The 11,796-nt window shown below is 62.1% G+C and carries 9 protein-coding genes and 1 pseudogene; 5 read left to right on the top strand and 5 right to left on the bottom strand.

What is annotated here, in order from left to right:
• Window positions 1-98 precede the first annotated feature (98 nt).
• Both ACOJSJ_RS14165 and ACOJSJ_RS14160 read right to left on the bottom strand, forming a co-directional pair.
• Window positions 99-2,108, bottom strand: a complete 2,010-nt coding sequence (locus tag ACOJSJ_RS14165; protein WP_420145620.1) for a right-handed parallel beta-helix repeat-containing protein — start codon at window positions 2,106-2,108, stop codon at window positions 99-101.
• Between the two features lie 53 nt (window positions 2,109-2,161).
• Window positions 2,162-2,890 (bottom strand): SDR family oxidoreductase, encoded by a 729-nt coding sequence (locus ACOJSJ_RS14160; RefSeq protein ID WP_420145619.1) that lies wholly within the window; start codon window positions 2,888-2,890, stop codon window positions 2,162-2,164.
• Window positions 2,891-3,376: 486 nt separating this feature from the next.
• On the opposite strand from ACOJSJ_RS14160, the gene ACOJSJ_RS14155 reads away from it, so the two are divergent.
• Window positions 3,377-5,023, top strand: coding sequence for an ATP-binding protein (locus ACOJSJ_RS14155; RefSeq protein WP_420145618.1), 1,647 nt, complete (start codon window positions 3,377-3,379; stop codon window positions 5,021-5,023).
• 78 nt (window positions 5,024-5,101) lie between these two features.
• Here the strand turns inward: ACOJSJ_RS14155 and ACOJSJ_RS14150 are convergent, their stop codons facing one another.
• Complete coding sequence (locus tag ACOJSJ_RS14150; RefSeq protein WP_420145617.1) at window positions 5,102-5,941, bottom strand: fumarylacetoacetate hydrolase family protein; 840 nt, start codon at window positions 5,939-5,941, stop codon at window positions 5,102-5,104.
• A 134-nt stretch (window positions 5,942-6,075) separates the two neighbouring features.
• On the opposite strand from ACOJSJ_RS14150, the gene ACOJSJ_RS14145 reads away from it, so the two are divergent.
• Together ACOJSJ_RS14145 and ACOJSJ_RS14140 are read left to right on the top strand one after the other, a co-directional pair.
• A complete protein-coding gene (locus tag ACOJSJ_RS14145) occupies window positions 6,076-6,921 on the top strand; it encodes an amidohydrolase family protein (protein WP_420145616.1) in 846 nt (281 codons plus the stop codon).
• Window positions 6,918-7,919 (top strand): aldo/keto reductase, encoded by a 1,002-nt coding sequence (locus ACOJSJ_RS14140; protein WP_420145615.1) that lies wholly within the window; start codon window positions 6,918-6,920, stop codon window positions 7,917-7,919. Before ACOJSJ_RS14145 ends, ACOJSJ_RS14140 begins: the two co-directional genes overlap by 4 nt.
• A 240-nt stretch (window positions 7,920-8,159) precedes the next feature.
• Here ACOJSJ_RS14140 and ACOJSJ_RS14135 read toward each other — a convergent pair whose 3' ends face one another.
• The gene (locus ACOJSJ_RS14135; RefSeq protein ID WP_420145614.1) at window positions 8,160-9,440 is read right to left on the bottom strand and encodes an MFS transporter; all 1,281 of its coding nucleotides are present in this window, start codon (window positions 9,438-9,440) and stop codon (window positions 8,160-8,162) included.
• A gap of 39 nt (window positions 9,441-9,479) precedes the next feature.
• Window positions 9,480-10,295, bottom strand: a complete 816-nt coding sequence (locus tag ACOJSJ_RS14130; protein ID WP_420145613.1) for a 2-keto-4-pentenoate hydratase — start codon at window positions 10,293-10,295, stop codon at window positions 9,480-9,482.
• A gap of 101 nt (window positions 10,296-10,396) precedes the next feature.
• Between ACOJSJ_RS14130 and ACOJSJ_RS14125 the strand changes: the two genes are divergently transcribed.
• Window positions 10,397-11,449 carry a LacI family DNA-binding transcriptional regulator gene (locus ACOJSJ_RS14125; RefSeq protein ID WP_420145612.1) on the top strand — a complete coding sequence of 351 codons (1,053 nt, stop codon included), beginning with the start codon at window positions 10,397-10,399 and terminating at the stop codon, window positions 11,447-11,449.
• Between the two features lie 56 nt (window positions 11,450-11,505).
• A pseudogene (locus ACOJSJ_RS14120) lies at window positions 11,506-11,796 on the top strand (5-dehydro-4-deoxy-D-glucuronate isomerase); the annotation flags it as partial.

Below are 11,796 nucleotides of genomic sequence, written 5' to 3'. Positions count from 1 at the left end.
CGGCAATGATGCGCTCACCCCAAAAAAATGGCCGCTCGAAGGGATCGGGCGGCCAGTAGGGGGGGAAGGGATAGGGCGGCCGATCCGCCCGAACCGGTTCAGCGCAGGGGTCGCACCCCGGCCTCATCGATCACCTTTCGCGCATCGGCGGGCCAGTCGCGATTGGGCTGCAATATATTGTCGCGCGCGACATTGCCGATTTCCGCCAGCCAACGGCCGCCCGTGCTGTTCGAAATATGCCAGTTGCCGGTCGCGACATTATCCGTGGAAATGCGCCGCCGGTACATCTTGCCCGCCGTGTTGATGTTCAGCCATTTGCCCCGCGTTTCGACGACATTGCCGGTCACGCGAAAATGCTTCGACCCTTCGTCCAGATAGATGGCGATCTTGTCGCCTATGTCGAAAATATGGTTGCCGCGAATGACGGCATCGGGATTGGCGGACAGGTTATAGATCGCGCCGCCATCCATGAACCATGTCTTCACCCCATGGATGCGGTTCCCCTCGACCATCGTGTCGCGCAGCGTCGTGGGGGTCGCATATCCGACATTATGGACATAACCCCTGGCGTTCTCGTCATAATTGGGGTTGCCGCCCGCGTCATTATAGCCCCAGCCCCAACCCACGGCGATCCCGTCATAGGGTGCGTCGCTGATGTCGTTATGGGCGATGCGCGCGCCGCTGATATAGGTGGTCAGGATCGCGGCATTATCCTTGTAATCCTGCGATACGGTGGCGACGATATTATCCTCGATCACCAGATCGCGGTTGATCAGCGCGGCGTCTTTGGGATGATGGGCGTCCACCCTGATCCCGCCCGCCATGATCGCGCTGCCCGACAGGATGGTGAAGCGGTTGCGCGACACCCGGATATGGCCGGTGGCCAGCCCCACGCCCGACAGATTGGCGTCGGGATTATTGCCGATGCCAAGGCCGATCTGCCCCAGCTGCGAAAACTGGTTGCCTTGGAACAGGATGTCGCGCGCGGCTGAAACCTGCACGGCGGCGGGCATCTGGTGCCATTTCTGCCGCATCGATTCAAATTCGACGCAGCCCCACCCGCATGTCTCCCACGCGTCGGCGGGCCGGATGGGCGAAACGTCCGACAGGAACGATCCACTCTGTTGATTGGCATAGCCGGTGGGGCGCGACGGTCCCATCCAGCTGCTGTGCGAAAAACGCAGCCCTTCGAACCGCAACCCTTCGACCGGCGCGTCGGGCGTGCCGCTGATCGATACCAAAGTTTCCAGCCGGGGCAGGACGACGCGCCGCTGCGCTATATCCTCGTCCGGCCCCATGCGCAGATAGAGTTTCCCGGCCTGCGGATCGACCACCCATTGATAGGGTTTGCTGTGCCATTCATTGGCCTTGCCCACAAATTCCAGCGCGTTGACCAGAAACAGGCGGCTGTCCTGTGGGAAGATCGGCTTTGTGATCGTGTCATAGCCCCAGCTATTATTGTCCCATGCCGGCTGGGCCATGGTCACGCGCGCGCCGTCGATCGCTTTCACCGGCGAGACACGATCGGTGAAGAAGCCCGTCGCCTCCATCTCCAGCCGGTCGGGGCGTTTGAGCGTCGAGAGCCATTGCAGGTCGGGATTGACGATGTCGAACCCGGTCGCGCCGAAACGCAGGTCCGCCGCCCGCACCTCCATCCATGGCCTTTCCGCCAGCGTGTCGTCCACCCACAATTGCCGGGCGTCGATCCCCTTCGGCACGTCCGCGACATAGAGGCGGCGTTCTTCATCGAACGGTTTGAACCCGGTCACGACCATGCCGCCGGACAGCATCGGATGCGCGCCTTCGGCCGCCTTCCATATGACCTTATGTCCGTTCAGGCCGCCATCCGCCCGGCGAAACAGCAATGGCGCGTCAAGGCTATAGGTGCCGTCCGCCAGCATCACGGTAACGTCGCGCCTGGCATTATGCTGGCGCACCAGCGCCTGCGCGCGGGTCAGCGTCCGGACGGGGCGTGCCTGCGTTCCCGGCGCGCGGTCGTTGCCGCCCGGCGCGACATGGATCGTCACCGGGCCGTCCTGCGCCGTCGCGATGGCCGGGATCATCAATGCCGCCGCTCCGCATCCCGCCAGCATCCGCATCCGCTTCATTGCATGCTCTCCATCGCGCTCTTGCCCGGCGCCCGTTCACCAATCGCTACCCGTCAATTCACCCAGCCGCCATCGATCACGTTGATCGTGCCGGTGGTAAAAGCGGATTCATCCGACGCCAGATACACGGCCAGCGCCGCCAGTTCCTGCACCCGGCCAAACCGTCCCATCGCCTGTCGCGCGGTAAATTCGGCATAGGCCTTTTCGAAATCGCCCGTGTCGTGCAACCGCTGGATCAGCGACGGGGTCTCCACCGTGCCGGGGCATATGGCATTGCACCTTATGCCCTGCGTCACGAAATCGATCGCGACCGATTTGGTGAGGCCAATCACCGCCGCCTTCGTCGCGCCATAGGCAAAGCGGTTGGGCACCGCCTTGATGCTGGAACAGATGGACGACATGTTGATGATCGACCCGCCGCCCCGCGCGATCATCGCGGGCAGCATGGCGCGGATCACCCGATACTGCGCGGTGACGTTCAGGCTGTTGGAAAAGGCCCAGTCCTCCTCCTCGCAATCCAATATCGTGCCTGCATGGACATGGCCCGCGCAATTATACAGGATGTCGACGTCCTGATGCGCCGCCGCCATCGCGCGCACGGCCTGCGCACCGGTGACGTCCAGCGCCTGTACCTGGGCACCGTTCAGGTCGCTTAGGGCATCGACGCGCAAATCGGTAGCGATGACGCAGGCTCCTTCGCGGACGAATGCCTCTACCGTCGCCCGGCCGATTCCCTGCCCTGCGGCCGTCACCAGCGCCGTCTTGCCAGCAAGGCGTCCCATATCACTCTTCAATTTAGATAATATGTATGATGTTTAGAGCGGATGGTGACAGGCTTGTCAATCAACGGAGGCCGCCGACGACGATAGATTGCGCCGCCCGCGCAAAATCAGACAGATTTTCTTCGGCTTTAATCGCGATCGCAATGCGCGGAAATTATTGCTGGATTGTGTCAATATGGACTTTGGGGCATGATACCCGTTCGGGGATTGAGATGCAGGCGCGCGCCCCGCAAAACAAGCTACCGCGCGCTTTGTTTCGCGCCCGTTCTTTCTTCGGCCATGACCCGATGGCCGCAGGAAACAATCGAAACGCGATCTGAATGGCAGATGATGATGACCGGCGTGACTGACACCTGTGGTTCCGACAAGCTGTTGATTCGGCTCGGAGATGATTCGGCCCCGTCCGCAGGATGCGGCTGTACGGCCTGACGCATGGAACAGGGCACATCCAGACTCCTGACCGCAGAACCATCCTGTGACCCGGCGATGTCCGACATCATCGACCTGGCGGGCGAAAGCATCGTCATCTACGATCTGGATGGCGTGGTCCGTTACTGGAACGCCGCGTCGCAGCATCTCTATGGCTGGGCCGCCACGGATGTCATCGGACGCCATATGGACCGGTTCGCCGGATCATTCTGGCTACCGCATGATGATTGGCGGCATGTCGGACAATGGTCCGGCGTGGTTCAGCGGCTCGACCGCGCCGGACAGGCGGTTTTGGTTGCTGTACGGTTGACCCTGCGCCGCGACCAATCCGGTCGACCGATCGACATTGTCGAATTTGGCAACAGCGCATCCGTTGCCGAAACAGCGGGCGGGGGGGACACCGTGGAACCTTTTGGGAAGGAAGGGGATGGCCGGGCGGGCCTGCTCGACGGCCTGCTCCAGCACATGCCCATCGCTCTGTGGGAAATCGATTCCAGACGGGCCTGGACTGAATTCGAACAGTTGCGGGCCAGTGGCCTGACCGACATTCGCGGCTATATCGCCGACCGGCCCAACCTCGTCGAAACGGCGATCGACAATGTTCTGGTGACGCGGGTCAACCGCGCCGCCATCCTGTTGCTGGGCGCCGACGACGAAAGGCAGTTGCTGCGCCCGGTCCGTTATCTGTTCGATCTTGCGATCGCGACCGCCGAACGCATCATGGTCGCCCATTTCGAAGGGCGGCGAACATATATGGAGGAATTGCGCGTCAATACCTTCGACGGGCGCGTGGTAGATGTGATGGTCGTGGCGGTTTATCCCCGTCCGACCGACGATCTGGATACGACCTTCGTCATCATGCTCGAAATTGGCGATCGGCTGGCGGCCGAGGCGCAACTGCGCCAGCATCAGGCCAATCTGGCCCATGCCGCGCGCCTTTCGACGCTGGGTGAACTGGTGACATCCATCGCCCATGAAGTGAAGCAGCCGCTATCGGCGATCCGGATGAATGGCGAAATCACGCTCAAGCGACTGGGGCAGGATCCGCCCAATCTGGCCAGGGTCAAGCTGCTGACCCGGCGCGTGATCGAAAGCGCCACGCAGGCAACGGACATCATCGGCCGTATTCAGGGCATGACATCCAAACAGGCGCCGGTGTGGAGCACCCTGTCGCTCAACGCCATCGTGATCGATGCGCTGCGCATCATCCATCATGACAGTCTGGAAAAGCGGGTCCATATCAAACTGGCGCTGTCATCGGGCCTGCCCGACATAGGCGGCGACAAGGTTCAGCTTCAGCAGGTTGCCGTCAATCTTCTGGTCAACGCCATTCAGGCGATAGATCATGGCCCGGCCGATGCCCGGCGCGAAATCATCGTGACCACGCGGCAGCTGGACGATGCCATGGTCGAACTGTCGGTGGAGGATTCCGGTCCGGGCATCAGTGACGACCATCTGGACAGCCTGTTCGACGGCTTCTTCACCACCAAGGATGCAGGCATGGGCATGGGCCTGACCATCTGCCAGACGATCATGCGCATGCATGAAGGCGACATCGAAGCGCATAATCGTGCCGATGGCGGCGCACGCTTCGCCTGTCGCCTTCCAGTCGGCAACGGACGCGGCCCGAACGATCCTTCGCAGGGGCGCTGGGGCATGAACGGACACCGGCCGCCCGATGGCGCCAGTGCGATCATGGGCTGATACCGCCGACCTATCCAGCCCATAATCGACACATCGTCCATGCGCCCGATCGGATGAAGCGCGCGCATGGATTTCATGTCAGACGAACTGTTGCGCCTGCTCGCCCAGCTTTTCGATGCCCAGGCTGACGACATCGCCCGCCTTGAGATACCAGGGTTCGGGCTTCTGTCCCAATCCCACGCCGGGCGGGGTGCCGGTGGTGATGATGTCGCCGGGCAGCAAAGTCATGAACTGGCTGACATAGGCGACGATCTGCGCCACGGTGAAGATCATCGTCTTCGTACTGCCGTCCTGCTTGCGCACACCATTGACGTCCAGCCACATGGACAGTGCCTGCGGATCGCCCACCTCGTCCGACGTCACCAGCCACGGGCCGACCGGACCGAAGGTCGGAAAGCCCTTGCCCTTGTCCCAGGTCGCGCCGCGCTCGGTCTGCCATTCGCGTTCCGACACGTCGTTGACCACGCAATAGCCCGCGACATGGGACAGCGCATCGGCTTCCGGCACATTATGCGCGGCCGTGCCGATGATGACGCCCAGCTCGACTTCCCAGTCGGTCTTGCGTGATCCGGCAGGGACGGCGACGGGATCGTTCGGGCCCTGAATACAGCTAACCCATTTGTTGAACACGACCGGCTCGGCCGGAATGGGCAGGTTGGATTCGGCGGCATGGTCCGCATAGTTGAGGCCGATCGCCACGAACTGGCGCGTGCCCGTGACGGGCGGACCATATCGCACCGGCCCTTCGATCAGCGGCAGGCTGGCCGGATCGATCGCCGCCAGTTTCGCCAGACCCTCCGCACCGATGGCCGCACCGTCCAGATCGTCGATATGCGCCGACAGGTCGCGGATCGCGCCGCCGCCATCGATCATCGCCGGGCGTTCCTGCCCGGCATTTCCGACACGGCATAATTTCATATGGTACGTCCTTTCCGAAATCCGATGGTGCGGCATGGACAGCCGCCCATCATGTTGTATGATGTAGTATGTTTATAAGAAGCGCAAGCGACACGGCTGTTTAGGAAGAGAGCGTCGACAATGGAAGGCATAGCGTGACGGCATTGCGCATTCTGGATTCGCATCAGCATTTCTGGCGCATCGGCGGGCCGGGGCAGGTCTGGCCCGATGGGGAATGGCCCCTGCTGCATCGCGACTTCCTGCCCCATGATCTGCGCGGGGCAACGCAGGGGATGAACCTGACCGGCACCATATTGGTCCAGTCCCAACCGGATGATCTGGACACGGACTGGATGCTGGATCTGGTTGCGGACGATCCGCTGGTGCTGGGCGTAGTCGGCTGGGTCGCGCTGGAAACAGCGGCGGCGCCTGCGCGTATCGCGCAGCTTGCCCGACACCTTAAATGTGTCGGCCTGCGCCCGATGCTGCAATCCATAACCGATAGCGAATGGATATTGCGCGACGACCTGTCGCCCGCCATCGCCGCCATGCTGGATCATGGCCTGCGTTTCGATGCACTGGTCCAGCCCCGCCATCTACCCGTCCTCGCCCGTTTCGCCGACCGCTGGCCGGACCTGCCGATCGTCATCGATCATGGGGCCAAACCCCATGCGGCGGACGGATTGCTTGACCCATGGCGCGGCGATCTGGCGGCGCTCGCCGGGCGGTCCAATATCTGGTGCAAATTGTCCGGCCTGCGTACCGAACAGGCGCCGGGACAGGCGGCGGATGCGCTGGCCCCCTATGTCGCCCATATCCTCGACAGTTTCAGGGACCGGGTGATGTGGGGCAGCGACTGGCCTGTATTGCTCCATATGGGGGACAGCTATGGCGACTGGGTCGATGATGCGCTGCGCCTTGCCGGTGATCCGGACGCAGCGACCCGCGCCCGCCTTTTCGAAGGAGCCGCGCGCGCCTTTTATGGTCTGGGAACGGCATGATGCGGCTCGATCCGGGCAGGCTCGGCTTTGGTGCGGCCGCCATCGGCAATCTCTACCGCGCCATTCCCGATGCGGCGGCCTATGATGTCATCGAACGGGCATGGGGGGTGGGCCTGCGCCATTTCGATACCGCCCCGCATTATGGCTTCGGCCTCAGCGAAAAGCGGTTGGGCGATGCCCTGTCGGCACTGGACCCCGGCGGCAGTGCGATCATCTCGACCAAGGTCGGCCGACGGCTCGATCCGGTGCCGGACGCAGACCTTGCGCGGCTTAGGCAGGGTTTCGTGTCGCCCGAACCTTATGAAAGCCGGTTCGACTATGGCTATGATGCGGTCATGCGCAGCCATGAAGCCAGCCTGAAACGGCTGCGGCGCGATCATGTCGACATTCTCTATGTCCATGACATCGGTCGCTTCGCTCATGGCGATGCCCATGATGCCCGCATGCGCGAACTGCTGGACGGCGGGCTGCGTGCGCTGGAAGAATTGCGGCGCGACGGCATAGTGAAGGCCATCGGCCTTGGCGTCAATGAAACGGCCGTCTGCCTCGACATCATGGCCCATGCCGACATCGACATCATTCTACTGGCCGGGCGTTATACGCTGCTGGAACAGGCGGCGCTGGACGACCTGTTGCCGCTATGCGTGAAACGCAATGTCGGCATCGTCGTCGGCGGTCCGTTCAATTCGGGCATATTGGCGCAGGGCGTTCGTCATGGCGGCCCGGTCCATTATGATTATGGCGATCCGCCGGCGGCGATCATCGATCGGGTCCGACGCATGGAGTTGCAATGCGACCGGTTCGACGTGGCGCTGGGCGCTGCCGCCCTGCAATTCCCGCTCGCCCATCCGGCGGTCGTCAGCATCATTCCCGGCATTGCCTCGCCCCCGCATCTGGACAGCGCGCTGGCATGGATGGAAATGCCGATCCCCGCCGATTTCTGGCGGGCCTTGCGTGACGATGGCCTGATCGATGCGCGCGCTCCGGTGCCGGACTGAAATGCCAATCCCGCACTGGGCCGCGCCTGTCCTACAGTCCTGCATGCCTGTCATATCAGGAAAGGTTCAATTGGAAGGGCATGGTAATTAAAATACCCAACCTGATAATGATATGTCCGAATAAGCGGGAAATGTGCGAAGTTAAGCCTTCGCTGTCCCATTCAGCCGGGGGGGATCATCGCCAATGAAAAGGCCCGCTGCGTTACGCAACGGGCCTTTTGACGATCGATCCGGAGCCGCTCAGTCGGCCGCCGTCACACTCACCCGTTCCAGTCGCGGTGACAGCAGGTGAACCGCCAGCAGGGCCACGAAATAGGCGCTGGCCGCGACCGCGAACAGCGGCGTGTAACTGCCGATGCTGTCCAGCACATAGCCTGCATATTTCGCCATCACCATGCCGCCGACCGCGCCCAGCGTTCCGCCGATGCCGACCACCGATCCCACCGCCCCGCGCGGGAACAGGTCCGACGGCAATGTGTAGAGATTGGCGGAAAAGGCCTGATGCGCCGCGGTCGCGATGCCGATGATCAGCACGGCCACCCACAGATTGTCGATCGATTGCGCAAAGAAGACCGGCACCACGGCGCAGGCGCAGATCAGCATGGTCAGCTTGCGCGCCACATTCACGCTCTTGCCCGCCTTCATCATCCGGCCGGACATCCATCCGCCAACCCCGCTGCCCAGATCGGACAGCAGATAGATGGCGACCAGCGGCGGCCCGAAACTCAGCAGGTCAAGGCCATAGCGCGTGCCCAGATACCCCGGCAGCCAGAAAAGGAAGAACCACCAGATCGGATCGATGCAGAATTTGCCGATGGCATAGGCCCATGTTTCCCGAACGGTGATCAGGCGGCCCCAGCCGATGGGTTCGACCGGATCGGCAGGGTCTTGCCGGATATAGGCCAGTTCGCCGTCGGAGATCTTCTTATGCTCTTCGGGCCTGCGATACAGCGTCAGCCAGGCGATCAGCCAGAGAATGCCGAAAATGCCCGTGGTGTAAAAGGCGACCCGCCACCCATAGGCGATGGTCAGCCATGGCACCAGCAGGGGCGTAACGATCGCCCCGATATTGGCACCCGCGTTGAACAGGCCGATGGCAAAGGCGCGCTCCTTTTGCGGGAACCATTCGGTCACCGCCTTGATCCCGGCGGGGAAATTCCCCGATTCGCCAACGCCCAGCCCAAAACGCGCCATGGCGAACTGCGTCACGCTATGCACGCCGCCATGCGCCATATGGGCAATCGTCCAGATGACCACCGCAATCGCATAGCCAAAGCGCGCGCCCACCATGTCGACCACCCGGCCGAACCCCAGATAGCCCACTGCATAGGCCGCCTGAAACCAGAAGACGATGTTGGCATAGTCGGTTTCCGACCATTGCATCTCACTCGCCAAGGTGGGTTTGAGCACCCCAATCATCTGACGGTCGACATAGTTGATCGCGGTCGCCGCGAACAACAGCCCGACCACGACCCAGCGATAGCGGGTGGGCGGGCGATCCTGGATGGGCATGTCCTTCATATCATCCTGTTCCTGTTCGCGACTCTTGTCGTCCGCTTCTTATTTGCTTTGCTGGTTATCGGGTTGCTGGGCGACCATCCGACAACGCAGCGTGCCAAGCGCCCCGAAATCGGTTTCCACCTGCTGTCCCGGCCGCACCTGATGCACACCGGTAACCGCACCGGTGGAAATCCACCAGCCCGGCCGTACGGCAATGCCCCGTGCGATCAGATTTTCCAGAATGAAGGATACCGATCCGATGGCCCCATTGGCAAAGGCGGCCGCCGTACCCTGCCCGATTTCCGCTCCGTCGATCCGGGTCACCACTGTCTGGTCGGCATAATCACCGCTCCGCCAGTTCGCGACTTCTGGCCCGATCAGCAGGCCGTTATTATTGCCGAAATCGGATACCGTCACGGCCGGTCCCAGGCTGTTGATCCCCTGAAAGGGCGAGCTGGCGATTTCGATGCCGATATGGACGGCATCGACATGATCGGCGGCTTCTTCCAGCGTAAAGTGTCGTTTGCCAGGTTCAGGGCTTTTGCCGATGCGAAACAGAAACTCCGCCTCCACCGCGCCAAAGCCATCGGCGAACATCAAGCCTTCGGCATCATCGCTCGCCTTGCCGACCATCGACGCGAAAATCGGCCCGGCTAGCCGGTCGCAGCCATAGCGCGCATCCAGCGGCGGCAATATCCGCCCGACCTTCCACCCCGCGACCGGATCGGCAATCTGCGCCAGCGCCAGCGCCTGTATCGCGTAACCATCCTCCAATGTGGCTGGCGGCGTGCCGGGATAGTCGGCAAATCCTGTAGCGGCCCGCCGTGCGGACACGAAATGGTCCGCTATGATCCCTGCTCCATTGCTGTCGCGCATCGAACATCCTTTTCGTGATTTGATCGATGGAGTAATGGAAACCGGTGTCATTGGCAAGCGGACGCGTCTGGCGTCCGCCGTATTCCACGTTATAAGGCGACATGGCAAAACAGAAACAGGATGAGGGACAGGCGCCCAAACTGACCATCAACGACATCGCCAGCATGGCCGGCGTGTCCAAGAAAACCGTCAGTCGCGTCATCAACCGCTCGCCGTTGCTCAATCAGGAAACCCGCGACAAGGTGGAAGCGATTATCCGGGAAACCGGCTATGTCCCCAATCCACAGGCCCGTGCGCTGGCGCTGGGACGCAATTTTCTGATCGGCCTGATCTACGACAATCCCAATGTGCAGATGATATTGAGCATGCAAAAGGGGATATTGGAGGCGCTGCACGGCACCGAATTCGAACTGGTGATTCGCCCGGTTGACCGTGGATCCAATCTTGTCATGGACGATATTCGCAGCTTCGTGACGCGCCAGCGTCTGTTCGGCGTGGTCATCCTGCCGCCCATGTCGGAAAATGATGCGCTGGCGCGGATGCTGGACGAAGAAGGCTGTCGCTATGTGCGCATGGGATCGGCGGTGCTGGACGATGCCGAACATATGGTGGCGTCGAACGATCGCGAAGCGGTGGCCGATGCGGTCCGCCACCTCATCGCGCAGGGACATCGCCGGATAGGTCTGATCGCCGGGCCGCATGGTTTCCGTTCGGCGCAGGAGCGGCGCGATGGCTTTGAACTGGCGCTGGCCGAAGCGGGGATCAGCTTGCCGCGCAGCCTGATAGCGGATGGCCAATATACGTTCGAATCGGGGCTTTCGGCATCGGAAAGCCTGCTGGACCTTTCGCCGCGGCCCACGGCGATCTTCGCCAGCAATGACGAAATGGCGGCGGGCGTTCTTTATGCTGCGCGGCTGCGCGGCATATCTGTGCCGGACGAGCTGTCTATCATCGGTTTCGACGATACCCCCGTTACGACCCGGGTGTGGCCGCCACTCACCACGGTGCGCTGGCCGATCGTTGCGATGGGCCGTGCGGCGGCGCTCAAGCTGATCGGGACGGCAATCGGGGAGGGGGCGGAGGTCAATGAACCGTCCATGTTCAGTTCGACGCTGATCCGACGCGGATCGGTTGCGCCGCCCGCCACAAGCTGATAGGCCCTGTCACATGACACCGGTGTCCAACAGGCGCTGAGGAGAGGAGAATCCCGATGTTCGAGAAGACCTATTATGCGACGCACCCTGACATGATGGAATGCGTATCGAACGATGAGCTGCGGGATCGTTACCTGATCGGCGGCCTGTTCCGGGATGGCGAATGCGTGCTGAACTATACGCATGCGGAGCGTTTCGTGATCGGTGGCGTGGCGGTGGCCGATGCGCCGGTGCAGCTGCCCGCGCAGACCGAGCCGGCGTCGGCGGCGGGTCACCCCTTCCTTGAGCGGCGCGAACTGGCGATCGTCAATGTGGGCAATGTGGCCGGCACGGTCACGGTCGATGGC

The sequence above is a fragment of the Sphingobium sp. genome (assembly GCF_048594625.1).
Taxonomy (GTDB): domain Bacteria; phylum Pseudomonadota; class Alphaproteobacteria; order Sphingomonadales; family Sphingomonadaceae; genus Sphingobium.
Note: the sequence above shows the minus strand (reverse complement) of the source record. Positions and strands in the feature narration are given on the sequence as shown.

Excerpts from the sequence above, each read along its gene's own strand:
- ACOJSJ_RS14140 (WP_420145615.1), top strand. The coding sequence starts at position 6,918 with ATGATGCGGCTCGATCCGGGCAGGCTCGGCTTTGGTGCGGCCGCCATC.
- ACOJSJ_RS14165 (WP_420145620.1), bottom strand. The coding sequence starts at position 2,108 with ATGAAGCGGATGCGGATGCTGGCGGGATGCGGAGCGGCGGCATTGATG.
- ACOJSJ_RS14125 (WP_420145612.1), top strand. The coding sequence starts at position 10,397 with ATGGCAAAACAGAAACAGGATGAGGGACAGGCGCCCAAACTGACCATC.
- ACOJSJ_RS14160 (WP_420145619.1), bottom strand. The coding sequence starts at position 2,890 with ATGGGACGCCTTGCTGGCAAGACGGCGCTGGTGACGGCCGCAGGGCAG.
- ACOJSJ_RS14150 (WP_420145617.1), bottom strand. The coding sequence starts at position 5,941 with ATGAAATTATGCCGTGTCGGAAATGCCGGGCAGGAACGCCCGGCGATG.
- ACOJSJ_RS14135 (WP_420145614.1), bottom strand. The coding sequence starts at position 9,440 with ATGAAGGACATGCCCATCCAGGATCGCCCGCCCACCCGCTATCGCTGG.
- ACOJSJ_RS14130 (WP_420145613.1), bottom strand. The coding sequence starts at position 10,295 with ATGCGCGACAGCAATGGAGCAGGGATCATAGCGGACCATTTCGTGTCC.
- ACOJSJ_RS14155 (WP_420145618.1), top strand. The coding sequence starts at position 3,377 with ATGTCCGACATCATCGACCTGGCGGGCGAAAGCATCGTCATCTACGAT.